The sequence below is a fragment of the Brevibacillus sp. NL20B1 genome (assembly GCF_018195675.1).
Classification (GTDB): Bacteria; Bacillota; Bacilli; order Brevibacillales; family Brevibacillaceae; genus Brevibacillus; species Brevibacillus aydinogluensis.
Map to the genome: position 1 here is coordinate 1 of NZ_JAGTPT010000010.1, position 26,151 is coordinate 26,151.

19 protein-coding genes and 1 pseudogene are annotated in these 26,151 nt (G+C 52.2%); 4 read left to right on the plus strand and 16 right to left on the minus strand.

The window, feature by feature from the left end:
- Nucleotides 1-2,370: pseudogene (locus KDN35_RS08605) on the minus strand (RHS repeat-associated core domain-containing protein); the annotation flags it as partial.
- A 272-nt stretch (nt 2,371-2,642) separates the two neighbouring features.
- Nucleotides 2,643-2,996: a hypothetical protein gene (locus tag KDN35_RS08610; RefSeq protein ID WP_212132549.1), complete on the minus strand. Its 354-nt coding sequence runs from the start codon at nt 2,994-2,996 to the stop codon at nt 2,643-2,645.
- A gap of 219 nt (nt 2,997-3,215) precedes the next feature.
- Between KDN35_RS08610 and KDN35_RS08615 the strand changes: the two genes are divergently transcribed.
- Both KDN35_RS08615 and KDN35_RS08620 read left to right on the plus strand, forming a co-directional pair.
- A complete protein-coding gene (locus KDN35_RS08615) occupies nt 3,216-3,632 on the plus strand; it encodes a DUF2243 domain-containing protein (RefSeq protein WP_349290966.1) in 417 nt (138 codons plus the stop codon).
- Nucleotides 3,633-3,771: 139 nt separating this feature from the next.
- Complete coding sequence (locus tag KDN35_RS08620) at nt 3,772-4,290, plus strand: DUF3231 family protein (RefSeq protein WP_212132550.1); 519 nt, start codon at nt 3,772-3,774, stop codon at nt 4,288-4,290.
- Between the two features lie 427 nt (nt 4,291-4,717).
- Here KDN35_RS08620 and KDN35_RS08625 read toward each other — a convergent pair whose 3' ends face one another.
- From KDN35_RS08625 to KDN35_RS08635, 3 genes are all read right to left on the minus strand, one after another.
- A complete protein-coding gene (locus KDN35_RS08625) occupies nt 4,718-6,952 on the minus strand; it encodes a hypothetical protein (RefSeq protein ID WP_212132551.1) in 2,235 nt (744 codons plus the stop codon).
- A 223-nt stretch (nt 6,953-7,175) separates the two neighbouring features.
- Nucleotides 7,176-10,355 carry an S-layer homology domain-containing protein gene (locus tag KDN35_RS08630; RefSeq protein WP_212132552.1) on the minus strand — a complete coding sequence of 1,060 codons (3,180 nt, stop codon included), beginning with the start codon at nt 10,353-10,355 and terminating at the stop codon, nt 7,176-7,178.
- A gap of 440 nt (nt 10,356-10,795) precedes the next feature.
- Nucleotides 10,796-11,998 carry a TolC family protein gene (locus KDN35_RS08635; RefSeq protein ID WP_212132553.1) on the minus strand — a complete coding sequence of 401 codons (1,203 nt, stop codon included), beginning with the start codon at nt 11,996-11,998 and terminating at the stop codon, nt 10,796-10,798.
- 282 nt (nt 11,999-12,280) lie between these two features.
- On the opposite strand from KDN35_RS08635, the gene KDN35_RS08640 reads away from it, so the two are divergent.
- Nucleotides 12,281-12,934: a YigZ family protein gene (locus tag KDN35_RS08640; RefSeq protein ID WP_171564144.1), complete on the plus strand. Its 654-nt coding sequence runs from the start codon at nt 12,281-12,283 to the stop codon at nt 12,932-12,934.
- 90 nt (nt 12,935-13,024) lie between these two features.
- Entirely contained in the window at nt 13,025-13,567 is a 543-nt protein-coding gene (locus KDN35_RS08645; RefSeq protein WP_212132554.1) for a hypothetical protein, read from the plus strand.
- 31 nt (nt 13,568-13,598) lie between these two features.
- Here the strand turns inward: KDN35_RS08645 and KDN35_RS08650 are convergent, their stop codons facing one another.
- The 11 genes from KDN35_RS08650 to KDN35_RS08700 all read right to left on the minus strand — a co-directional run bounded on the left by KDN35_RS08650 (nt 13,599) and on the right by KDN35_RS08700 (nt 26,100).
- Nucleotides 13,599-18,137, minus strand: a complete 4,539-nt coding sequence (locus KDN35_RS08650; RefSeq protein WP_349290967.1) for an S-layer homology domain-containing protein — start codon at nt 18,135-18,137, stop codon at nt 13,599-13,601.
- Nucleotides 18,138-18,300: 163 nt separating this feature from the next.
- Nucleotides 18,301-19,401, minus strand: a complete 1,101-nt coding sequence (locus KDN35_RS08655; RefSeq protein WP_171564139.1) for a glycosyltransferase family 4 protein — start codon at nt 19,399-19,401, stop codon at nt 18,301-18,303.
- Between the two features lie 16 nt (nt 19,402-19,417).
- Nucleotides 19,418-20,182: a WecB/TagA/CpsF family glycosyltransferase gene (locus tag KDN35_RS08660; RefSeq protein WP_171564138.1), complete on the minus strand. Its 765-nt coding sequence runs from the start codon at nt 20,180-20,182 to the stop codon at nt 19,418-19,420.
- Nucleotides 20,183-20,257: 75 nt separating this feature from the next.
- Nucleotides 20,258-20,713, minus strand: coding sequence for a 3-hydroxyacyl-ACP dehydratase FabZ (gene fabZ / locus KDN35_RS08665; protein ID WP_171564137.1), 456 nt, complete (start codon nt 20,711-20,713; stop codon nt 20,258-20,260).
- Nucleotides 20,714-20,878: 165 nt separating this feature from the next.
- Nucleotides 20,879-21,397 carry a CDP-alcohol phosphatidyltransferase family protein gene (locus KDN35_RS08670; protein ID WP_171564136.1) on the minus strand — a complete coding sequence of 173 codons (519 nt, stop codon included), beginning with the start codon at nt 21,395-21,397 and terminating at the stop codon, nt 20,879-20,881.
- Between the two features lie 194 nt (nt 21,398-21,591).
- Nucleotides 21,592-21,840, minus strand: coding sequence for a DNA-directed RNA polymerase subunit beta (locus KDN35_RS08675; protein ID WP_171564135.1), 249 nt, complete (start codon nt 21,838-21,840; stop codon nt 21,592-21,594).
- 28 nt (nt 21,841-21,868) lie between these two features.
- The gene (locus KDN35_RS08680) at nt 21,869-22,690 is read right to left on the minus strand and encodes a flagellar hook-basal body protein (protein WP_171564134.1); all 822 of its coding nucleotides are present in this window, start codon (nt 22,688-22,690) and stop codon (nt 21,869-21,871) included.
- 17 nt (nt 22,691-22,707) lie between these two features.
- Nucleotides 22,708-23,679 carry a flagellar hook-basal body protein gene (locus tag KDN35_RS08685; protein ID WP_212132556.1) on the minus strand — a complete coding sequence of 324 codons (972 nt, stop codon included), beginning with the start codon at nt 23,677-23,679 and terminating at the stop codon, nt 22,708-22,710.
- A gap of 6 nt (nt 23,680-23,685) precedes the next feature.
- Nucleotides 23,686-24,702, minus strand: a complete 1,017-nt coding sequence (gene mreB, locus KDN35_RS08690) for a rod shape-determining protein (protein ID WP_171564130.1) — start codon at nt 24,700-24,702, stop codon at nt 23,686-23,688.
- Nucleotides 24,703-24,817: 115 nt separating this feature from the next.
- Nucleotides 24,818-25,102: a sporulation transcriptional regulator SpoIIID gene (gene spoIIID / locus KDN35_RS08695; protein ID WP_003388385.1), complete on the minus strand. Its 285-nt coding sequence runs from the start codon at nt 25,100-25,102 to the stop codon at nt 24,818-24,820.
- A 257-nt stretch (nt 25,103-25,359) separates the two neighbouring features.
- Entirely contained in the window at nt 25,360-26,100 is a 741-nt protein-coding gene (locus KDN35_RS08700) for a M23 family metallopeptidase (protein WP_212132557.1), read from the minus strand.
- Between the last annotated feature and the right edge of the window lie 51 nt (nt 26,101-26,151).

The window sequence follows — 26,151 nt, forward strand, 5'->3', positions numbered from 1 at the left end:
TAAGCCATAGCGGTCGTAAGATTCAATTTTTTTATCAAAAAATTTCTCGTCCGATCCTTTCGTCGCTTCCACGATAGTGGAAACCAGCTTCTGGCTGTTGTACTGGTACGCGCGAGCAATTTCTTCCCGTTTCGTCGTCGTTCCATCCGGATACGAATCGACGATGTGCTCCGTTTCCAGCAATTTGTCAGCATTATAGGTATACGATTCCTCGTGAAAATGATTGGGATTTCCGGCTGCTGTCCGCTTCATCTTCGTTAGCAACCGCAGGTAATAGGTCGTCGCTGTGTAGGTCCACGTCGTTTCGTTTCCTTGCGGGTCCACCAATTTGGTCAAATCACCGTAGCTGTTGTAGCTGTACGCCGTGACCTGGGCGTACTTGCTCAGCCTGCTTGCAACACTGTCCAAACGATTGATGTCGGGTGCCAACAAAAATTGGTACACATCCGCATCGTCGGTAAACGAAGCGGGACGCCCCAAAAAGCGGTACTCGTACCGTGGCTTCGTCTCTCGGCCGCTGTACAGATAGCTTACATAGCTGACGGGATGGTAGCGGTATTCTTTGTCACCTTCCGTTAACGTCAGAGGAAGAAGAATGGTGTCTGTATCCGCTCCAGTGCCGATGTACGTCTTGACTGATTGCGGCAAAAATGTTTTGTCCGGATTGGGTGTGAAGACTTTTTCCTGGTTCGGGCTCCCGTACTGTACAATTTGCGTTTTGACGATCGACCCTTCCCGCAGGGTCTGATTTTTCAGCCGGACAGACAAATCCTTGGACGACTTCCAGATTTCCTTATTCGTCAGCGGATAGTAAATTGTATGCGAGTACCATCCCTGCTTCTGACGCTCCGGGTGGGGCGTCTTGGCAAAGCGAATGTCAACTGCTGTCACCGGATGATACGTCGTATAGGTCAGCTTCTCGTCATCGTGGTACAACCGGACCACGCCGCGGCTGAGAAAATCAGGTTCGTCCGGCTTATAAGGGCTGTACGTATAGGTAATCTGCAGGCCTTCCACCGGGTACGATACCTCACGCAGCAAATTGTACTTGGTGGTGCCGCGTCTCTGGTAGTCATCGGTGGTGTAGACCGTCGACTCCATTCCGTTGTAGTCCAGTGGAATGTTCGCCGGAAAGGAATACCCGGGTTTCAGGTTAAACTCTGCCTCGCCGAATACCCCCGAATCGTGATAGGTATACTCCGCGATTATCTTGCTGCCATTGCCATTGACGTCATGTTCAATGACCCTGCTAGGGGTCTCATTCCAGTTGTACTTTATATGCTTTAACAAGCGGCTTTTGGACGCATCGGCATAGACTTTGAGATCGCTAACCACGTTGTACAAGCGTTTTTCCATAACGATGCAGCGGCCGACGCTGTCGATGATTTCTATCGGTTTCTCCTTCTTTTCCGGAATGCGGTAGACGATTTCATCTCCATACGCATTGGTTTTGGTGACCACATACGTATCACCATCACTATTGTATGACTTCTCTATGGAAAAATTGTACAAGTAGCCGTTGTACCTCAACCAGGCAATGTGTTCCACGCCATTGATTTCCCACCTTTTGTACTCCATAGAGGCGCCGAGATAGGGATAGTTTACCCAGTCTCCTTCTTTGGATTTAGACTCAAGCACTGTGCCGTCGTCCAGCGTAAACACATAACGCTTACTATCCTTTTCATAAGTACGGTTGCAAAAATACTTGGATAAATCTTCATCGTAGGTGCAGCGGATGTTCTCTCTGTCGATCTCCTCAATCATGGGGATATTCCATTTCCATCCCACAGGCAGGTGATACTTTTCGTGGTATCCTCCATTCCCTACCCATATGTTTTCACCCCACTTGCTCTTGTAGTAAATCCGCCCTAACATCGCATCCAGAGAGGAATACTGCCGTTCCAGCTTGAGATCCATCCCGTGTTTTCCTTCCAGATGCACATCCGTCTCTTTAATATTGGCTGTGCGGTACAGTTCATCGACAAGGTTCTCGGTATTGCGCTTATACCGGTAGGTTAGCCCTTCAGGTTCGTACTCTTCATCTGGCGGGCTGGAAGTGAGACCTGAATCGGCGAGAGACGAAAGCGGCGCTTTTGCCTTGTTTCCCTTGGTTTCCTTCCAGCGCTGGTAATGCTGCTCGATGACTGGCAGCGCCTGTTTGAGCAATGTGTACTGCTCCTGTCCAAGCCGACCAATTTCGGACATGACCGCCTCGTCCGTCCACTGGTATTTTTCCACTTTTTCGTCCTGGGACAAGAAGCGGTCCAACAGCGGATAAAAATAGGCAGCAATCTGCAAGGTTTTCCGATCAAACGATTGATACATGCCCCAGACGACATCTGCCGGCAACGAATCCCATGTCATCGCCATCACTTCATCTTTTGTAAAGGAAGGGATTTCGTCCGATTTTTTTTGTTGCAGCTCTATCGCAGCCTGTAAGACTTCTTTGTATGCAGACAACCATGCTTTTGTGTCTGCTGGTTGTTCGTTGCTGTCGTCAGATACGGGTGTCGCAGATAAACGTTCATCCACCCTGGCAAATGTAACAGAAGGCACCAGCAGGGATATGGTAAGAACAGAAGAGAGAAACCCGCGCATCCATTTTTTCACACTCATTGCTACCTCCTTATTACTGTCAGTTTTCATATACTTTTTTTCCGAATCAGGTTGCCGTTGTTGTCATAGATGAATTCCATTTTCAATACACCGTTTTCGTACAGGTACTGCAGTTGGTTTCTGGCATTATACGTGTACGTGAAATTGCGAGAAGCGCCAGAAGAAGACACGATACCATCTGAGGTGAACGGCTCACTCGTCTTGTTACCTGACGGAGTGTCAGTCGCCGCCCGTACAACGTCTCGTTGCTCATCACCCATACCTGGCGGTTTTTCACGGGCAGTTGCCGGGGGTGAATTGGCCATTGTGGCTCCAGGTGAAATCAGTACGGTAAGACCCAGAACAAATAGCAACACCAGATTCATCACTTGTCTTCCCATGTTCTCTGCTCCCTTTCTGAAATGTTTTGATTAAGACTGACCATGCAGATGTGAGGCAGTCGATATGCATGAACAACTCTCCTCTACCCAAATAGGTAAAGTTAGGCATAAAAAAACCACTCGAATTGCCGAGTGGTTCCCGTTTGTAGACAAAACAGGGCTTTTTTTACCTTGAACTGGCCATAATGCTAGTGAAGCGAAAGGAGGTCGGCAGAAAACGTGAGGGCAACAGCAATGGGAGCGTTCTTGTTTGGTGTCGGTATGATCGGAATGCTGGATGGCATTGTCTTTCATCAAATCCTGCAGTGGCACAGTGTAAACATGCATACGGATCGCGTGCACCAAATCATCAGCGACGGCGTTTTTCATTTATTCGTGACCTTGATCATCTTTGTCGCAGGCATCCTATTATGGAAAGGGAATCCCCAAGACTCGCCACGCACATTCTGGGGCAGCTTTTTACTGGGTGCCGGCACATTTAATTTGCTGGAGGGTATTGTGAATCACCACCTCTTGCAGCTTCACCACGTCAAGCCAGGGGCGCAACAATTCCTGTTCGATCTTTCATATGATGTAGTTGCCCTGCTGCTGCTTGTCACAGGCTGGATCGTGCGGCGCCGAACAACCTCTGTGTAACATCATTCACGATGGGCAAATCCGCCAAACATTACCATGCTAAACCTCAAACTCCCGGTAACAATAACAGTGGGTTACCTATGTTGTCAGGAGAACCCATTTAAATGTTACAACGCAAATCAATGCTGGGAGGACGGTTATGGGTATTTTAAGCGGAAATCCACAGAACGAGCCAATGCACTATGGGGAAGTCTTTGGTGTTTGGAGTTACCTTACTGTAACCAAAGGGATGTTGGTTGGTTATCAAACACTAATCAACCACACGGGAGACAAGGATTTGCGAACATTTCTTGAAGACCTGACGAAAAATATGAAGCAGGAGATCACGCAGATTGAAGAGCTGCTCAAGGTCAACGGAATCGGTCTGCCACCCTCTCCACCAGAACGGCCAACCGCTTCGTTGGAAAGCATCCCGGTGGGAGCACGGTTCAACGATCCGGAAATTGCCGCCAGCGTATCGTTGGACATAGCTGCCGGGTTGGTATCTTGCAGCCAAATTATCGGGCAGGCAATTCGTGAAGATATCGCGTTGATGTTTGGTCAATTCCATATGACGAAAGCCACATACGGCGCCCGCCTGTTGCGCATTAACAAGGAAAAGGGATGGTTGGTTCCTCCCCCACTTCATCAGCAAACGCCCGAACCTGCCCATGTATAAAGATGCTCAAGAAGGCTACCCTAGTCTTTGGGGTGGCCGATTGTTTTTTACCATCGGACTGAGGGCAAACACGAGTAAATTGGCTTTTTCCGTAAGATCAATGAAATGTTGGAATCTGTCGTGATGCAGGGAACAACGTCTGACAGTGTCAACGATTTTGAGGGAGGCAATAAACGAAGGTAATCCAGTAGAGATCATTTGAATGGGACTTGATGCAACATAACGTCTTTCAACAACACACGTCGGGAGAATCTAGCCGGAATGAACGGCAATGAAATTGAGCCTTGAGCTGTTGGACGGTTTACGGGGTTTGTGAACAATACCGCCAAAACCGTTAAGGATGTAAAAGTCGGTGGAGGAGTTTCTGGAAAGGTATCGGAGATAAGAAAAAGAGCCCGATTGCTCGGGCTCTTTCGTCATGGCATGATTATTGTTCGACACTAACTTTACCGCTAGTAGCCAATTTGTTACCAGCCGGTTTGTCCACAATGTCGTTGCTAGAAAGAACTTTCAAAGTAACTTCTTTGGACAGATCAGTAATCGCAGTGCTCAAGGTAATCTCATAAACCGAATCAGAAGTACCTTGCGGCGCTACCGTGATAGCTTGAGGTGTAGAAGCACCATCAGTATAAACCTCAAAGTCTGTATCATCTACGTTGTCAACAGACTCAGAGAAAGTCAGTACAATTTTGTCCAGACCAAGCAGTTCGGCTTTGGTAATAACAGGTTTTACATTTTCATTGTAAGTTTCAGCAGTTCCGGTATATTTATCAATCTTATTACCAGCCAAATCTGCTACATTTTCAATGGTGAGAACGCGATCACCAGTGATATCGAATACACCCGGTTTAAGCGTGAGTTTTACAGTTTGCTTGTTGGAAGAGAATACAGCACTCTCGAACACTTTCTGACCATCAACCAGATAGTTGTTTACGTCAAGAGCACTTGCACCCATATCTTCACTGTAGGCTACGACTACAACATCGTTACCATAGGTACCTTGAACAGTAACAGCTGTAACAGTAGGTTTAGTCGTATCAGCAGTCAAGGCAAAAGTTGCAGTATAGTCTTTCGTATTCGGAGTTGCTGCAGTGTCTTGGATCGACCCGCTAGCAATCTTCAGTTGATAGTTACCAACAACAGGAGTCGTTACTACCGAAGACAAATCTACTTTAATTTGTTTACTGTTGGTTGTAACAGTTTGGAACGCTGCGCTACCAACAGCAATTTCAACATTATCCGGAGTTACAAGAGTAGCCGACGGGGAAGTACCCAAAGTAACATCTTCATCGAAAGTCAGGGTAACAACCTTGTTAGCCGCTTCGGTCTTGGTCAGATTTGCCGGAGTGGTATCAGCATTAACTTGGAAGTTCTTAACAACTGGTGTGGTAACTGCATTTCCTTGCAAATCTTTAAAGTTGTTGATAGAAATCGTATGTGCGCCGGTAAGCGGAGTATTGCTTACCCGTACATCAAAAACTGTGCCAGGCGTTACCTCAATTGCTTCACCAACTGCTGTAGGTGTAGTATCAACTACCTTCAAGTCAGTAGTTGTACCACCATCTACAGTGATATCGGCAACTTTTCCAGTAGTAGCATCAACTTGAACAGCTTCGTTGAATGCAACACGAACCGTAGTGCTGTTAACTACCGTAACAGAAACAACGTTAGGTGCAACAGTATCGGTTTTCTCTTTCTTGAAGGTTTTTTCTACCCGGTTGTTTGCGAAGAAGTTGTCAGCCAGGTCCTTGGCACCTACCATGACAACGCGATAGGTTTTGTTTGCAGCCAGGTTTATACCACTTGCGGATGTATCAAGAGTAGCGGACAACTTATCACTTGCCAAAGTGAAATCGTTTTGGGTCGCTACTACTTGATTATTTTCGTCATAAACGTTGATAGTACCCAGAGTTTTTACCGGTTCACTGAAAGTAAGCTTGTAGATTTCACCGTCCGGAGAGTATACGGAATCTTTCACTTCCGGCTTAGTGGTATCATTAAAGAGGACGGCTTCGGTCTTCGCAGGAACATAGTCAGTAATGGAGCCATCAGCTTTAATTGTGCTATCCAGTACTTCAACAGTGTGGTAAGTGTTATTAGTTACCGGTGTTGCCAAAGTGACAGTGGCCGTTTTCTTATCAGAAGAAAGAACGATAGTACCATTCAAAGCAGCACCATCAAATTTATAGCTTGCAGGGTCGGTCGCACTTGCTTTATCAACCGGCGCACCAAACTTAATCACAAACTGTGCCAAGTGAATAGCACTTACGCTCTCAACTTTCAGCTCGCCTTCATCTACCGGCAGCAGGTCTTCATCCTCTTCAGGATTGTAGGAACCAGTACCGTCTACGATAGCGTACGGATTCTTTTCAAAGTGATCCAGACTAGCCGGCTTCATCACTTTGCTCAGATCGCCGTTTGCCGTCAGGATGTCCTGGAACGAAGCAGCATTACCATCAGCGTCAACATAGGTGGTGCTGTCCAGATTATCCACAATTTCGTCAAGCGCCTCGTCAAAGTGATTGAAGAAAGCATCGATGTTATAGTATTTATCTACTTGGCCGCCAACGTAAAAGCCAGCGTCCGGCTTCGCCATAGCGGAAGCAGCCATGCTTGCTACAACAGCTGTCGAGAGTACAGAAAGCACAAGCTTTTTGTTCACGTACTACCCCTCCAGATCTAGATAGGAATTTTGTCTTTTCTGTCTGTTTATCTGTTTATCATAGATGGAGAGACACTTCTAGGCTGGCAATCGTGATGTATGTGTTTCTCCTTAAACTGAGCATCTGTTACGATTACGAGGCATTGAATCAGGGAGCAGAGGGGATTCCCTCTGCCCCTGTTCATTCCATGCCCTCAATCAAACCTAGATGAGTAGACCCGACTTACTTGGAGATTTTATGGGTGTACTCTTCGGATTTACCGTCTTTGGTCGAGGTGATAACTACTTCAGTCTCGCCCACTTTGCCCAGAACGGTTACTTCGAAGTCACCGTTGTCGTCTGCAGTTGCCTGGCCTTCACGAGTACCAACTTTCACCTTCACAGTTGCGCCTGGTGCAGCAGTACCGGAAACTTTGTACGAAGACAGGACGCCAGGGAGTACATCTGTTACAACCACTTCTACAGATTCTTCGTCAAGCAGGTCTACCGGATCTACCGGATCTTCCGGATCCTCGGGGTCAACTTTGCCGCCAGCGAATTGTTTGAAGAAGTTGGTCAGGTAATCTTCGAGCTCATCGTCATCGTAGTCTCTCTTCGCATCATCTTCGGAAGATACTTTGATGACGTAGTCCCAAATGTTACCATCGTCGTCGGTTTCTACGAGGATTACGTAGTCGCCTACGTCGACACCGTCGCCTTCTTCCATGTCATACGCGTTGATGAAGGCAGTTTTGGAGTTCAGCGTGAACGTAGCTCGCTTACCTTCGGCATAATCGAAGTAGAACTTGTTGCTGCCATCTTTCTTGTCAACGCGAGCAACCGTCAGAGCATGCAGATCTGCTTTTTCCAGTTCTTTGTCAGTTGCCGGTTTGTAATTGCCATCGCCGAAGAAGTCAGCGCCATCAATGTCTTGAGCACTGTCAACTACTTCGACAACATCTTTCACGATAACTTCGTCGCTGGAGTTCAGGCGGAATGCGATGAAGTCACCGCGGTTGATGTTATTATCCAGCAGCTCTTCGAGATCGTCGTCCAGTTTGAAGGTTTTGGTCGTTACCTTGCCGGTTTCGCCGTCTTTGGTAATAACCTCGATCTCGTCGTTGTCGCTGCGGCCGCCCATTTGGGTAACCAGACCGTACATCGTTTTGCTGCCCAGGCCTTTACCAGCAACAACGAAGATTGCGTCTACTTCTTCTTCTTCTTCATCTACGGCATAGTATACATCCAGACCGTTTTTGTCAGCGATGTCAGAGAACTTCACTACACCCGGGTTTTTCAGCTCGGGACGTCTGCCGGTGGTGATATTGTCAGTCATGTCGAAGATGGCCGTGTCGGAAGTAACGGTGTAGAGACCGTCTTCATCCTTGATGGTTTCATCATCTTCGTCAGCCGCGTCATTCCAAGCTTTGTCTTTCAGCTGTTTCAGCTTGATCGGGAGAACTTTAACTTTCTCTGCTTCGCCTTTGGAATCCAGCGTTACTTCCAGCAGCATGATGTCGGTCTTGCTCGGTACGAAGTCCTCTTCGATTTGATCCGGATCATCTTCGTACGACTCGCCATCTGCTTTGTAAACGTCTTCCGCATCGATCGTGATATCCAGCTCTTTGCCGTTTTCGTTGATGATGCCGAATTCGTATTTACCTTTGTTGTACTCGGCTTTGCGGGTCACGATTGCTTTGAAGCGGCGATCGTCTACGCTGTCCTTGGTTTCGATGTGGCGGATACGGCCAGATGCATCCAGGTACAGTTTAACTTCTTCGCCACGCAGGTCGCGAACCAGATCCCAGTTGCTGGAGTTCAGTTCTTCTACATCTTTGTTGGCGTTGTCGGAGTAAGTGGAGCCCGTACGGAAACGATAGGTTTTGCCGTCGATTTCCAGACGGTTGTCGCCGTCGTTGCGTACAATTACGCGTTCCACTTTACCTTCAACTACGGTGCTGTTCGCGAATACCAGCAGTTTTTTCTTGTTGCCGTTTGCGTAGTAAACGCTGTACACGTCCATTTCTTTCAGGTCGGCCAGCTTCGCCGGTTTGTTGTCGCGGAATACCAGGAAGTCTACGCCTTCTTCCAGGTCTTTCAGCGCGTTGAAGTTGCCGCCATCCAGGTTCTCGATGCGTTTCTTGTCAGCGTCGATTTTCTTGATAACTTCGGAACCGTATTTGTAACCTTCTTTGTTTTGGTTCAGGCTTTGGTCGTCGATTACGTGGATGTAGCTGATTTTGTTGTCTTTATCCAGAACAACTTTGGCGGAGAAGGTGTAATTCTCGTTCGCCTTAATGATTTCCTTGATACCTTTTACGTTGCTGTCGTACGGTTGGAAGTTGAACGTAACTTTGGTATCTTCGGTGAAACGATAGGTTTTGCCGCTGCCGTCCAGTTCGATTTCCAGATCGTTCAGATCGGAAGTTTTGCTGATGTCATCCACTTTGAACTTGGACTTGTCGTTCAGGTAGAAGGTGCCCAGACGGTCCATAACCACGTCTTCGTCCTCGGAACCTTCCATCCATACAACGGTGTTTTCCTTGTCGTCCTTGATCCACACTTGTACGTGTTGACCAGCGAACTCGTTCGGGTTGATGCCGTCAGCCACTTTGAACGTGGTGCCTTTGGAGCCCATGCCGGCGTCTTTGCCGCTCAGGATGATTTCGTTGGCTTTCAGGGAACCCAGACCGATAACCGGTACGTTGGATACGATCGGCAGTTCGCCTTTGCTGTCGCGAGCCCACTCCATGTCGTATACGTCAACGTCCAGGTACTTGGTCAGCAGGGTTTCGTCTTTTACTTCAAAACGAATGTCAGTACCGAACTCAACTTGCTCCATCAGTTTTACGCGGAGCGCGTTGTCCATCATTCTGAAGATGTCGCCGCGAGTAGCCGCGTTGTTCGGAGCTGCGATGTTTTTCGCAATGTTCAGCTTCGCAGCTTCTGCGATCATGTTGTTCGGCCATACGCCTTTAACAGCCGGCTCGTAACCCAGAACGCGAACGATCATGGTTACAGCTTCTGCGTAAGTAACGTTGTTGCCAGGACGGAAGGTTTTGTCCGGGTAACCTTTTACGATTTCTTGACCGGAAGCTACGTTAACATAGCCAGAGAACCAGTCGCTCGGTTTTACGTCAGTGAAGATGGACTGGTATTGTGCCAGTTTTGCACCTTCCGACATGTTTTTCAGACGAACCATCAGGGTAGCGAACTCGGCACGGTTGATCGGACGATCCACACCGTATTCGCCGTTGCCATAACCGGAAACCAGGTTCAGTGCTGCCAGACGTCCTACTACTTTCTGCAGTTCGGTATCCATTTTAGGAGCTTCGGTGTTGGTGGTCTCCTCGGCAGCGAATGCCATCGGTGCTACAGTAAGTGCAAGTGCACTTGCCAGTACGCTGTTAACAACCTTTTTCATAACCTTGGGTTCTCCTCCTCTGGTATAAACAAATTGTTCTTGGGGAATATTTGTTTTCGATCTATCTCTCTTTTTAAAGCCCGAATCCTGCAAGCGCGTGTCACCTCCTTTCGCAGGACTGCATTGACATTCTTGCTCACATAAATCTCTAGTATTTTCAGTATTGTGTAAACGCGGCAATCCCTAGTGTAACACAGTTGCTAGATTTCGTGAATCTTTTTTACACAATTCCCCGTTTTTCGTGTGACATCCTATTAAACGCCTCAGACCTGAAAAAGTTGCGGTGCCTCCGAAAAAGTTTTTAATTTTTTTTGTGGCCGTTACTTTCACGTATTATGTATGCAGTGACATCCGCCACACCTCGTATTATAGGACAGGCGGGACGGACTGTCACTCATGAATCTTTTTCCAAATTGCCAAGAAAATTTACTGTTCTTCCGTTACCTTCCTGTAGCTGTCTCGAAGTTTACGACAGCCAGGTTGTAGTTTTGCACGGCCTGTTCGTACTGGTTCTCCTGATCAGCAAGCGCTTCTGCTGCCTGAATCACTTCCAGCGTGGTCGCCAGGCCGTTTTCATAGCGCAGGCTGGTCAGGCGATAGCTCTCTGCCGCCGCTTCCTTGGCCTTTTTTTGGAATTCGATGCTCAGTTTCGCCGCATTCAGGCTGTAGTAGGCTTCCGCTACTTCGCGGGAGACGGTGCGCTTTTGTTCCTCGATCGCCAGCTTTGCCTTTTCCACGTTGTAGCGGGCGATTTTGCCCGGGTACGTGGACAGGGCGGAATACTCCTCAATCAGCTTCACATTCAGTTCGGCCAGACTCAACTCTTCCTGCTTTTGCGTGATTTCGATACGCTGCTGCAGCGCCTTTTCCTGTGCCTGTTGCAGCGTCATCGACGGGGCGGCCACCTGTTTGTTTTCGTTGGACAGCTTCCATTTCTTGTCCAAATCCACCCCGAGGAATTCGTTCAGCTTCATGCGGGCAATCTCCACGTTGTTTTCCGCCGCCGCCAGCGCTGCCTGCGCACCGGCTACGCCCATTTCCGCCTGCAGGATGTCCGTCTTCGCCTTGGTGCCAACGTCAAAATGGGCTTTGGCCACCTTGAGCTGGGTCTGGGCACGCTCCAGGCTTTGTTTCTTCAGATCCAGGTCGGCTTGTGCATGCAGCAGGGCGTAATACAGTTGTTGAGCTCCCAGCTTGATTTGGTTCTCCGTTGCCTGTACCGCCAGCTTGTTCAGCTTTTCCGTCATTTTCGCCTGCGCGCTGGTCACGTATTTTTGCTTGGCGGCGTCCAGCGAACGGACGAATTCGGAAGGGATCTCCGCTACCGATCTGTATGTAAGCTCGGCGTTGACGCTTGCATTCTTTTCGTCCAGGCGGGCCTGCTGCAGCTTGGGATTTGTCTTCAGCGCCTGTTCCACCGCTTTTTCCAGCGTCAGTGTCTCTGCGGCATCTTGCGCGACAGGTTTAGCGGCTGTGTCCGCTTGATTGTTCTGGTTCGAGGGAGTGGTTTGTGTCTGATTGGTCGCCTGAGATGCGGTCCCATCGTTGGCAGACTGGGCCATGGCCCCTGCGCCAATCGAGGTGGCGACAAGCGCAGCCAGCGAGATGGCCAGCCATTTCTTCGGCGAATATGGAAGGTTCATGTTTCTGCACTCCTTTTCGCATTTTTGTCGGTTCCGACAGTACGGAAACTTGGTGGTTTGTCCCAAGATTCACTATATCACAGTTAAATGTTTCGTACACGAAGAATCTCGCACTTCCAGGTTTATCCTCCTACCGTTCATACTTTACCATGTATACACCTCCGCTCTCCCTGTTAGCACATGAAAACTGTCCCGTGTTAGTACGAATGAGCGGCGAAAAAATTTCACCATTCGCGCAGCGCACCGGAACGTGCTATGCTAACCCTTGAGGTGATGTGTAACATGCTGCAGCAGTACAAAACAGTCGCCGGGTATGGTGAAGACGAAATTGTCATCGAGCGTTCCCGGTTTATCGGATATGCCCAACGCGTCACAACGGAAGAAGAGGCTGCCGCCTTCATCGCCATGATTAAAAAGAAGCACTGGGACGCAACGCACAACTGTTCCGCCTTTGTCATCGGCGAAAACGACCAGATTCAGCGCTCCAGCGACGACGGAGAACCGAGCGGGACAGCCGGCAAGCCGATCCTGGAGTGCATCAAAAAGAACGGCCTCAAGGACACCGTGGTCGTAGTCACCCGTTATTTCGGCGGGATCAAGCTGGGTGCGGGCGGCCTGGTGCGCGCCTACACGGCCGGCTGTGTCACGGCGCTAAAGGCTGCGGGCATCGTCGTCCACACCCTGCACCAGCAGATATCGGTTACCGTCGACTATCACTGGTGGGGCAAGGTGGAAAACGAACTGCGCCTCGGCCAGCACCGGGTCACCGCCACCGACTACACGGACAAAGTTACTGTACACCTGCTGATTCCCGATGGCCAACAGGATGCCTTTGTGGAGCAGATGACCAATTTGACCAACGGACAGGCCGACATTGTGCTGGGGGATCGCGAGTACGTGGAAGTGCCGGTGGAGGCCGTTGGCGGAGACGAATAACCCGAATCGAAAAACTTGTGTCCCGCACTAAGATTGTCTAGGATGGAGAGGTAAGCAAGAAACCAACAATTCGTAAAGGCGGGGAGCGCAGTGGGGAAAACGCTGGACGAGCTGTTTGACAAGCTGGATGCTGTTGCCGAGCGGATGGAGCAGGGGTTTCGGGAGATCGACAAGCGGTTTCAGAACGTGGACAGGCGGTTTGAGCAAATTGACAAACGTTTTGAACAGATTGACAAGCGTTTTGAGCAGATCGACAAACGGTTTGAACAGATTGACAATCGGTTTGAACAGATTGACAAACGTTTTGAACAGATTGACAAACGTTTTGAACAGATTGACAAGCGTTTTGAACAGATTGACAAACGGTTTGAGCGGATCGAGGAGCGCTTGGACAAACACGAGCGCCGCTTAATCAGCGTGGAGGAGATGACGGCCTCTCTCATCCAGATGGTCGGTCATACCAACGCCCGCTTGGAAGAGGTGCAGGCGGACGTCCACGATCTCCACGCGGCGTTCAAACAAACCAACGAAACCGTGACCTTTTTGGACAAAAAGGTGTGGGAACAGGAAAAGCAGCTGTTCCTGCTGCGCGAGAGATTTGACAAGTATCTGGACGACAAAAACAGAAGCTGAAGAGGAAATTCCTCTTCAGCTTCTTTCATTGTTACTGCTTCGGCAGTTTTTTCAGTTGGACCATGACGCGGATGGTGATGACCGCCATCTCTGCGCGGGTCAGATAAGACTTCGGCAGGAAGCGGTACGTCGGCTTTTTGGCTGTCGGATCGTTCGGTTCGCCATTCATGATCTTCGCTTTGGCCACCGCCAGTACGGAAGGCTGCGCATAGTAGCCGACATCCTTGGCGTCGGTAAACATCTTGGCCAGGGCCGTTTTTGCCGCATCCGGCGTGCCCAGTTTCAGGTTGAGCGCGCGGGCGATCATAATTGCCGCTTCTTCGCGGGTCAGCGGATCGTCCGGACGGAAGTAGCCCGGCTCCTTGCCGCGAACGATGCCGGCGCGGGCCGCCGTTTCAATGTATTTGTACTGGTAGTCCCACGTGTCCCGTGTCGGACGCACGTCGTTGAACGTCGGCGAAGACGGCGTGCGGCTGTCGGCGTACGGACCGTCATTGATCGGCAGGTCGAGCGCCTTCACCAGCATGGTGGCAAACTCGCCGCGCGTGATGTCACGGTTGGCTCCAAACGAGATGGCGCTGTAGTTGGGCATGATCCCTTTGGCGTACAGCGTCTCCATCGCGTCACGCGCAAAATCGTGATTGACCACGTCGTCAAACGACTCTCTGGTCTTCATGACCATGTAGTACCCAAATCCGGCAAACGGCACCGTGATGGTCTTCTTGCTGGTATTGACGACTCCGCCAAGGTTTTGCCATTCATCCCCATTGTGATAGTACACGGTCAGGATGTTGTTGGCCGCGTTGACAATCGACTGATCGTACTTGATCGTCAATGTGCCTTGTTTGCTCGGCACCAGGTTGTCTTCGTAGCGATCCTTGAAGGTATCGATTTCGTCCCCGTCGGTGTAGTACGGATCGCGTCCGCCCGGCGCGTTTTTGTCACCGGCATCAATGTAGTAGAGCGGGCTGGCGTAGTTGAAGTTTTCATTCAGCGCCAGTTTGGACTTCATGTCATCGTCCGGAATCGACACTTGTCCGGTCGTCCGGTCGGCAATGCCGAAGTACAGCTCCACATCGACAAAGATGTCCTTGGTCGGATTGGTGACTTCTTTGCCCTCCCGTTTGTTGGGCGGCGACACCAGTACGGTTCCGGAAGGGAACTTCAGCTCCAGGCTCTTGTCAAAGACGCTGAACGACGTTTTCTTGCCCAATACTTCGCGATACTCGGCACCGTTTACGGACGAGTTGGCATTGAAAATCTGAATCTCGTCGTTGTAGGACGTGTTGCCGACATAAACGGTGTACTTGATCTTGTTCAGGCCCGCTTTCAACGCAACGGTAGCGGTAAACACATAGTAGGATTTCGGGACTGGTCTGCCCAGGTCTTCATTGTACTCGAAATCCCGCTCCGTGGTGTTGGTTACCTTCGCTTCCGTTTTGCCGAACATCACCTTGGTCGCATTTTCCGCAAAGATTTTGATCGGCACGCTGTTGGCATTGACGATGATGTACGGGTCGCTTTCCTTGGCTTTGACCGGGGAGATGACTTCCCAGCTGTTAGTGGTCTGGTCAATCTTCACATCGTAACGAACCACCGCGCCGTTGCCGTCTTCGGCCACGATCGTGTAGGTGGTGGTGCCGTTCTTCTTCAGGGTAAGCGGGAAGAGCGCCAGTTTTTGCTCCTGCTCCTCGCTTTTGGTGATCTCATCCTGAATTTGCTCCAGCAGGTCGCCGTAGTCGCTGCTGCGCATTCTGGCCCTAAACGACGTCTTCGTTTGAGCATCGAAGTTGTACTCCTGGAACTCCCGGCGCAGCCCGGAAGGAATCTGGCTCAGCGTGTCGTTGTAATCCTGGTTGTCTTCCTTTTGTTCCCAGTCGCCGTTTTCGTAGCGGAAATCGGCAATGCGTCTGCCGTTTTTCTCAATGTAGACGTGCTCTGCGTCTTTTACCGTAAACGTAAACTGGCTCAGGAACTTGGCGCCTGTCCGGTAAGCGGTGTCTGTCGGCTGTTTGACCAGTTCGTTGTCCTTGCCATTTTCGCTGATTTCCAGCTTGACGTCTTCAATCGTCGGCGCTTTGGACGTGATGTACAGGATCTTGTACGTGAAGCTGACGGACGGCTGCGTGGTCAGCGTGATTTCCAGCGTGTGTTCGCCTTTGGACTTGATGTTGTTCTGCAGGGATGCCTTGCTGATCGTAAAGGTGTTGTTGGACCCCACTGTCGGAGTAATCGTCGTTCCGTTCAGCTTGACTTCGATGTTGCTGGACGTCAGGTCGTAGTTGTACACCTTCCCGCTCAGCGAAACGAAGTCGTCGTCACTCTTGATCTGATACCCGCTCTCAAAGCTGCGGACCTGTCCCGAACCGTCAATGTACGTCAGCTGCAGATACGGCGCAATCTGGATGTTCAGTTTGTACGTGACGGACAGGGACGTCGTGCCGTCGGAATACCTGATCTCCAGATCCCCAGTACCCGCCGGCAGGTTGGACAGGGTAAACCTGAACTGCGTTGCAGAAAGCGCGTCGAGCGTATAGTTAATCGGGCTGCCGTTGTACGTTACGGTGTAATTGGACTGCGTACCGCCCATGTTCACCGTCTTCAGGTCTACCGTAAAGGTGGATTTCCCCACCGGGTTGACCGTGTACTCGGACAGCAAGGTCGAGTCGATGTACGCTTCGACAAATCGCGGTTTGGAACCGTCCACATAGGTAAACCTGTAGTCGTACCCGTTCACCTGGAAGAACCCGGAGTCCGTCTGCAGGCCCGTGGTCGGATCGGTGGTGGTGTACTCGTAGCTCAAGGTTACCCGGTAGGTGACGCCGTCATCCAAAATGCCGATATCAGCACCGCCGCTTGCAATCGGCGCGGTGAGGACATACTCGGTAAAGCCGTTGCCCTTGTACGTCCGGGAAGAGGGCGAGATGTTGTCTACCGAGAACGTTCCCCCGGTTTTTTCGTTTTTGTACTCCAGTTTAAACTGCTTGATCGTTTGTTTGTCGGTCTCTTCAAATTGCAGCAGAGCCGTACCAGTGATTTGATACGCTTCGCTGTTGGGACTGTTGGTTCCCGGCAGGGTTGCCACCTGGCCCTGCACCAGATTGGTCACAGGTGTCGGCGGTGTTCCCTGTTTTTGAATGGTCACGTTATAGAACTGGTTGGCGGTATCCTGGGAACGGGACACCACATGGATCGTCCGGATGATGACGCCCACTTTCTTGTTGTCGTTGTAAACGGTAAACTCCAGCCGGTTTTCACCCAACTGCGAAGGCAGGTTGGCGGCGAATGCGCCGGACGTGACCCTCGCCTCCACTTCGTCGCCGGTGGTCACGTTTTTCACGATGACTTTCTCGGCGTTCTTCACCTTACCGTCCACATTCAGGGTCAAACGGTTGGTCGATGCCACCGTAATCAGCGTGGTAGCCGACGTGAGCGGCGTGTCATTTACGCTGATGCTGTCAATATAGGGCGTGTTGTTGTACTGCACGTAGAATTGATAGTGTTCCTTGGTGACGCTTCCCACCCGTTCATAGAACGAGATGACGTTCAATCCCGGCTTCAGGGGGATGTCCCAGAACGTAAAGGTGTTGGTGCCGCTCAGGGTCGGCGTCGTGGAACTGAGATCCTCAATCGTCTGCCCGTTGTTGGTGGTAATTTTCAGACGCAGGTTGGCGCCTGTCACACCCGATCCGTAAATCCCGCGCAGCGTAATTTTGTTTTCCGCATGCAGCAACGGATTGGTGACGCTTGTCCCCTGATTGGGGTAATCGATCAGGACAATCGGGCTGTTCTGCGGTCGGTAATCGTAATATTGCAGGCTTTCATAGCCGGTGTTGACCGACACCACCTTGATAACGTTGATACCGTTTTTCAGATCGATGGTGCCGACAGGAATCTCAGAGCCGTCGTTTTTCGCTGTCGGAGCCGTAATGGTCTGAACCGCTTTCCCGTCCACCTGCACTTCCAGTACGGGGCTGGGGTCCAGATTGCCGGGATCCGAGTATTTGATCTTGAGATTGGTCAGTTTGCCGGAATGGGTAACAAGCGCATCACTGGCACTGTTCCCGGTGCCCGGCTGGTTCGGATTGACCGGCGGGATCAGATCGGACGGAGGCACGATCTGCAGTGTCGCCCCGGTCTGCTGTTTTTCCAGCTTGTAGTACATGGTGGCTTTTTCGGAGCCAAACCATACTTCCACTTTGGTCACTGCGCCGTTCCGATCAATCGTGATCGGCGGGAGCGTCAGCGTCTGTCCGACAAAGGCAGGGGCAGGATTATAGATTACCTGCGTGCCGTCTACGGCCACGGCGACCGTGTTGCCGGAGGCGGCCGTATTGGTCAGGACGATGCCGTCAATCGTTCTGTTCTTGACCTCAACCGGATTGGCAAAAGTACCGAAGGCATTAGTCTCGGAGCTGTCCACCACGATGGACGACGGGTTGGTAATCGTCCAGGTTCCCGCGGCTGACGCAGGCATCGCCGGAACCAGGCCGGTCACCAGCAGCAGCATCGTCAGACATACTGCGAGCCAACGCCGAAATTGCTGATACGTCGTTTGCAAGGTCTTCACCTCTCCACATGTTTTTGTTCTCGGATTTTGTCCCCTGCCCGAGAGCGTAAGAGACGCCATTCTCGTCTTTTTCTTTTATCGGAAAATCATCGGTTTTGCTTTACTTCTTTATGTTAAAAAGCGGAAAAAACCCCTGCTGGTCATCCAGCAGGGGTTTGCCCGACTAGTGGCTTCGCCGTTCCGTATACTTGATTTTTAACCGTCGGACCGCGTTGATCAGCGGGCGGTGACGGCGGCCGACGAGACCGACCACCTCGGTGGCGAGATGCATCGCGAACAGCAGCGCTGCCATCACGATGATGGTTGTCCATTTGGTCGTTTTCGTCAGCACAATCGCCATCGTGCCGAAGAAGATGCTGATCGTATAGATGGTCAGAACCGTGGCCCGATGCGACAGGCCCATGTTCAGCAGACAGTGGTGCAGATGCCCTTTGTCCGGGCTGGAAATCGGCTTTTTGTTCACGATTCGGCGAACAATCGCAAAGAACGTATCCCAGAGCGGAACGCCCAGCACCACAATCGGGATGATGAACGAGACGAACAGCGCTTCCTTAAAGCCCATGATGGACAGCGCCGCCAGGTTGAAGCCCAAAAACAGCGAACCGGTGTCCCCCATAAAAATGCGGGCCGGATGGAAATTAAAGTACAGAAAACCCAGGATGGCCCCCAGCAGCACGAAACAGTAGATGGCCACGTGTTCGTAGCCGGGACCGTTGAGCAGCGCCACGATCGCCATGGTGGCAGTGGCAATGGCCGATACGCCGGCGGACAGCCCGTCCAGACCGTCGATCAGGTTGACCGCGTTGGTGACACCGACGATCCAAATGATCGTGATCGGGGCCGCCAGCCACAGCAGCCAGCCGCTGGTAAAGTCAATGCTGCCTTCGTACGGCAGGTTGACAATGCCGATTTTCAGGCCAAACGGAATGACGACCACGGCTGCCGCCAACAATTGGCCAAACAGCTTCCACTTGGGCGATAGCTGCAGTTTGTCGTCCAGTATCCCCACTGTCATGACGATCGTTCCGCCGATGAAAATCCCCAACATTTCCTTGAAACCGGAAAATGGAACAAACAGCAAAAACGAAACGAGATAGCCCGCGTAGATGGCCAACCCGCCCATGCGCGGCATGATTCGCGTATGCACCTTGCGCTGGTTGGGCTTATCTACGGCGCCGATGGATTCAGCCAGTTTTTTCACATAGGGTGTGGCCGCAAAAGCCACGATCAGTGAAGTCAGAAACCCGAAAATCATCGTTGACATCGGCAGTTTCTCCTCTCTACGGGCACCTTCCGGAGCGGTTTTCCCCTTTTTCCTTCAAGACAGTCCACACAAAGCGCGGAATGGCCAACTGCCGCTTCCAGCGCGACGGCTGAGCAAGCAACCGGTACAGCCACTCCAGATGCAGCCGCTGCCACAGCTTTGGCGCTCGCTTTACTTTCCCAGCAATGACGTCAAAGCTGCCGCCCACTCCCATCATCAGGATTGCCTGCAGTTGATCGCGATATTTGGCGATCCACTCGTCCTGCTTGGGAGAGCCCATCGCCACAAAGAGCAGATGGGGCGCTTTTTCCGCAATCTCCTCCACGATTGCCGGCTCTTCGCCTTGTTGAAAATATCCGTCCCGATACCCGACGATGCGCGCACCCGGATATCGTGCCGCCAGCTTTTCCGCCGCCAGCCGATTCACTTCCGGGGACGCCCCCAACAGATATACTTTCCACTGGTGCCTGTCCGCCGCCGCCATCAACGCTTCGAGCAAATCGATGCCCGTGACGCGCTCGTTGATCGGCTGCTTCGTCCACCTGGCCGCGTACACGATCCCGATGCCGTCGGGAACGACGTAGGCTTGTTCCAGGATGGCGCGCAGCGAACGCTTTTCCCGCGCCAGCATGACGATCTCCGGATTGGCGGTGACGACGTGCGTTTTGCGTCCGTTTTCGATGCGTTCGACAAGATCATCGACCGTTCCGGCAAAACCGCGCGTGGAAAACGGCACTCCCAATATGGTTGCGACCTGTTTGGTCAATAGTTTCACCTTCATTGTAGAGACGCTATGCGCCTATAAAAAGTTGCACATTAGCCATTCTACCCGAAAAGAAAGGCACATTCAAGAAATTCATGAATGTGCCTGCTTCACGTCAACCAGAGCAAACATCAGATCGCCCTCGACCGCGACCTTGTCGTTCACCCTCGCAATCGCGTGACATTTGCCGATGGAGCCGCGCAAGCGCGTCATTTCCACTTCCAGGACGAGTGTGTCGCCCGGTTTTACCTGCTCCTTGAACCGGACGCCGTCAATGCCGGCAAACAGCCCCAGTTTTCCTTTGGTTTCCTCCGTGTGCATCGCCACTCCGCCCACTTGGGCCAGTGCCTCGACGATCAGCACACCGGGCATGACCGGGTAGCCGGGAAAATGGCCTTGGAAAAACGGTTCATTGATTGTAACGTTTTTGATCCCCACGGCCCGTTTGCCCGGTTCCAGCTCGACAATCTTGTCCACCAGCAAAAACGGGTAACGATGGGGAAGGATCGCTTGAATGTCAACTGCGTCCAAAGGGGTCCGCAATTCCATAAACACCGCTCCATTTCCATACTTTATACGTTGCATCCGTGTATGAAGAACATACCGCAAACTGAGAATAAAGACAACCCCCCCCGTCTCCGACGTCAGACCGGGGTTAAGATAAAGGGGCACTTCCTCCATGCGGCGGAAGTGCTCTTTTCCATCCGCCTCGCATCACATCGCGCGGTTCAGCAACCGAAACTTCACCAGGTAAATGGCTGTGGTCACAAAGGAAAACGCGATCACGCTCCAGAGAATCAATTCGCCGTACTGGTACCGGTACATGACCAACGGAAAAGCGATGTAAAACAAGACCGTTGTCAGCTTGCCAAAGGCGTTGGCCGGGACTGTCTTTTTCCCGCGAAAATGGAAAAAGCCGGCGGCGATGATCATGCCCGCATCCCGCGCAAAGAAAAACAGGGCGGCCCAAATACTGATCCGCTCTGTCAGAAACAACGAGGCGATCACTGCCATCATCATCAACTTGTCTGCCAGCGGGTCCATCATGATGCCAAACGTGGTCACCAGTTTGTGCTTCCGCGCAATGTACCCGTCCAATATATCGGTAATTCCCGCCAGGATGAGGATGCCTAGGGCGATCTCCACATGGTACGGAAACGACTGAAAAAAGACGTATAGGTACAAAGGGATGAGAACGATGCGAAAGACGGTAAGCGCATTGGGAAGATTCACGGATATCCCTCCGTATGAAGATCGTCACTCCCTGTTTTCGCCACTCCATTATTATACTCTTAGGACAGCAGACGCAACAAGGTCTGGAAGAATGAGCAAGCAGCGACATCTTTTTCCGACTTCCAGTCATAAGAAGAGGCCCCTCACCCTGCGTCGGTTGGGGCCGTCTTCTGCTGCCACATGTCAGTGTGTGATCATGTGCCCTGAAAAATCAGATCGTACATGTGCTTATAGGTGTTCAGATCAAACACTTCGGAAGCCGGTTTGTCTCCCAGCACGCTGTATCCGATGACCAGACCGATGACCAGCGAGAAAAACATCAGAAACGGGATAAACAGGATTTGGGCCAGTCGAAACGGCCACGCCTGGCCGCCCCGGCGCTGCTCTCTATCCCGGGCCATCTGTCCGTCACGCGGGATACGTTTTCCCTTTCCTTGGTCCATTGATGTCTCCTCCGACATTCCGAGTGAATTAGCGGCTGCGCAGGGAGTTGGCGATACCCATCATCTGATCGGCAATCGCAATCGCACGGGCGTTGAGCTGGTAGGCCCGCTGAACGTTGACCAACTGGGACATCTCTTCCTGCAGATTGACGTTGGAAGCTTCCAGCGCTCCCTGACGGATCTTGGCGGCAGACAGCTCATACTTGGAGTACGGCGTCATGCCGGACGCAAGCTCGGCGTCGTATTCATTTTCCCCAACCTGTGTCAATTGATCGGGGTTGAGCACCTTCCACACGCCAATCTGTCCCACCGCGGTTCCGTCGTTGGTGACGACTCCCTCGGGGGATACCTGCAGATTGCGTACAGGGCCGTTGATCATAATCGGAACCCCGTCTGTGTCTGTCAGCAGGTCTCCCGCTGCATTATGCAGGACATACGCGCCCAGTTTGGCTTCGAAACGCACCTGAAAGGCACCGTTTCGCGTAAAGCGGTACGATTCGCCCACCATCGTCCCGTTGTTGTCGTAGAGAGGCCGGCTTACCAGAAAAAACCCTTCTCCCTCGATCATCAAATCGGTGGGGACATCGGTGATCCTGGCGCTGCCCGGAGCCATGTCCAGTTTGGTCAAGCCGATCCGCGCCCCGCTGCCGATGCGCAGTCCGGGCGGAGTCGAACGCTGCTGCCTGTCCGCAGCCGGCTGTTCGTTCAGCGAATCGGACAGCAGTTCGGAAAACGACGCCGTGCGCCGCTTGAAACCGACCGTATCGATGTTGGCCAGGTTATTGGCAGTCGTGTCCAATGCCTGCTGGACGCTGCGCAGCGCCGCGCTCGAGATGTTCAGTGACTGCATCCATTCTACCTCCTATCTTACCCGTTTACCCGGCCAATTTCATTGGCCGCTTTTTCCAGCGTGCCGTCCACTGTGGTAATCACGCGCTGATTGGCTTCATACGCCCGCAGCGCCGTCATCATGTCGGTCATCGTCTGGGCAGGGTCCACGTTGGCTCGCTCCAGCCAGCCCTGCTTCAAACCGTAACGCCCTTCCACCGCCGGATCGGTATATTGGCCCAGCGCTCTCGCCGTCCGGTCATTCTGCAGGGCCTGCACCAGATCCTCCGGCTGTCCGCCGCCTTCCCAGCGGTAGATGTTGGTACCCTCCCGCACGAGCTGCAGCGGATTGGTCACCACTTTCAGGCCAAGCCGCTCACTGCCGCCGGGCAGCATGAGAGCATTGCCCGCCTCGTCCACACGGTACAAGGCGCCGTCGTCACCGATCTTCAGCTGTTGGCCGGCGCTGTTTGCCGGATCGGCCGGATCGTTCACCCGGATGGCCCGGTTCTGGTTATCCAGCACGTAGTAGCCGTCCGACGTGACCAGGTAGCCGTCTGCATTGACGCTCCAGTTGCCGTTGCGCGTGTAGCGGATCTGATCGGGCTGGGCAGCCTGTCCGGGGTTGTCCAGTCTGGCCACGCTAAAAAACAGCCGACGCTCATTTCCGTCCTGGTCCGGCTGCAGGTTGTCCAACAATGCGACATCGTACGGATTGCGCGTCTCCGCAATATCGCCCTGGCGGAAAATCGGCAGCGCCTCCGACATGTAGACGCCGGAATGCAGCCGGCCGATCACGGCAGGCTGACCGCTCATGACGGGCAGTCCTTGAATATTTGGTCCTTCCTGATCGCGGATGCGCGCGATCAACTGTTCCGGAAAGGCGCGCATGACGCCTACGTCCTGCTTGTAGCCCGGTGTGTTGATGTTGGCCAGGTTGTTGGCCAGCACTTCCTGACGCTGCTGCATTGCCAGCATGCCCGCAGCAGCCGTATACAAGCCTCTGATCACGCGGTATTACCTCCCGAAAAACTTCTTTTTCCGATACGTGGGCGCCTTGTCCAGATAGTCCAGCATGATCCCCGTCCCTTTGGCCACGCACATCATCGGATCTTCCGCCACCAGCACAGGCACCTTCAGTTCGTCGGCCAGCAGTTGGTCGATCCCGTGCAGCAGTGCGCCGCCGCCGGTCAGAAAAACGCCCTTATCAATAATATCGGCAGAAAGCTCCGGAGGTGTTCGTTCCAAAACGGATTTGGAGGCTTGTACAATCGCACTAACCGACTCGGCCAGGGCTTCCTGGACTTCGTACGAGCGGATGGTAATCGTCTGCGGTAGCCCGCTCACCATATCCCTGCCGCGAATGTCCATTTCGTCCTGGCGCCCGCCGGAAACCGTTCCGATCTGCATCTTGATGTCCTCGGCCGTACGCTCCCCGATCAGCAGCTTGTATTTGGTTTTTATGTACCGCATAATGGCCAGGTCAAATTTGTCGCCCGCTACTTTGATGGAGGAAGACGTAACAATGTCCCCCATGGACAGGACTGCTACGTCCGTCGTACCTCCGCCGATATCCACCACCATGTTGCCGGAAGGTTGAAAGATGTCCATGCCCGCTCCAACCGCCGCCACTTTCGGCTCTTCCTCGATAAACACCTCGCGTGCCCCGCCGCTGCGCTCAGCCGCTTCGCGGATGGCTTTCTGCTCCACCGAGGTGATGTTGGTCGGACAGCAGATCAAAATGCGCGGGCGAGCAAACATGCTTTTTCCGCCGATTTTGGCCAAAAAGTGTTTCAGCATGGCTTCCGTGATCTCAAAGTCCGCGATCACGCCGTCCCGCAAAGGCCGAATCGCCACGATGTTGCCCGGGGTGCGCCCCACCATGCGGCGCGCCTCGTTCCCCACGGCCAGCACTTTATTTGTCTGATTTTCGATTGCTACGACAGACGGTTCATCCAGGACAACGCCCTTGCCTTTCGCAAAAATCAAGACATTGGCCGTGCCCAGGTCAATTCCGATATCTTTGCTAAACATGAAAGTCCTCCCTGTTCCAGTTCATTCCTATCACTTATCATAGGCGGTTGCACGTGAGAGGACAAGGAAATTCTTCCTATCTGGAAGGAAATATTTTCAACGCAACCCGGTACTGCTACACGCTTTCTTCCTGTTCCACCCGGACTTTTTTACTTCTCCGTTTGTATTTGATCTTGGTCGCTTCCCCTCCGCGGAGGTGTCTGATTGCCTTGTGGTACTCCAAAATTTCCTTTACCTGATTCGCCAATTCCGGATTTATCTCAGGCAGCCGCTCTGTCAGGTCTTTGTGCACCGTGCTTTTGGAAACACCGAACTCTTTGGCGATCATGCGAACCGTATTGCGCGTCTCCACAATGTATCGACCGATCTTTATGGTTCGCTCTTTGATGTAGTCGTGCACGCTACTCGCCTCCCTGTATCAACATTGTCTGTTACAATATATGGGGGGGTGCGGACACATATTCTACGTTTCCAAGCCTGACAAGCCGGCACTTCCGCATCTTTTTTCAAGGGCGTGTACACCCGGGCCTCCCGCACGTTATTTTGGCGAAAATGAAAGAAGGCGAAAAAAAGAAACCTGCAGAGACCCGTCCCTGCAGGTTATTTTGCATGTGTTTGTGTTTGCTCCCGGATTGGGCGTTTGCGTCAGCGGTCAACTTACTGATTTTCCGCTTCCGGCTTGACGAGGTGCTGCTCCGGATTGACGGGTTCCCCGTCCACATGCACCTCGAAGTGGAGGTGAACACCGGCGTCCTTTTCATAGACGTTGCGTCCGGCTTTCCCCAGCACCTGTCCCTGGGTGACCTGGTCGCCCGGTTTTACGGTAACGTTCTCCAGGCTTTGGTAGACCGTGGTCAGCTTGTCGTCGTGCTCAATTTCCACCTTGAAGCCGACAAGCGGGTCGTTTTCCACCTTGGTCACCTTGCCGGCGAACGCAGCGGTGACATCGAAGCTATTGCCGTCGGTCGCCTTCAGGTCGATCCCGGTATGCGGAATAAAGGTGTCCTTGTACGTGACAAGCGCCTTTTGCTGTTCTTCCTTGGACGCCTGTTCGTCAAAGAAGCCCATGCCCTGCTCGTACTTCACGCCTTTGCCGACCGGCCATGCGAGCTGCTGCGGATTGCCCGCCACCGGTACCGCGCCGTCCTTGCCGTTGGATTCATCGGCCGGAATGGCGGTGCCGTCCTGCGGTGTCGAGACTGCTACGCCGCCGTTGTTTGCGGTTTGTCCCGGCTCCGTATCGGTGACGCCACTCTGGTACCACATCACAATAGCGAGAATGATTGCTGCGGTGCCGATGTAGATTGCCGGAAACGCCCACTTCTTGCCCAGGATGTTTCTCCAGGAGCCAGCCTTTTTAAATGGAATCGGTTGATTTTGATTTTTTTGATCTTCCATTGTATTCATCACCTCATCCCTCAGTATCGCCAGTTTTTTGGCGGATAAACC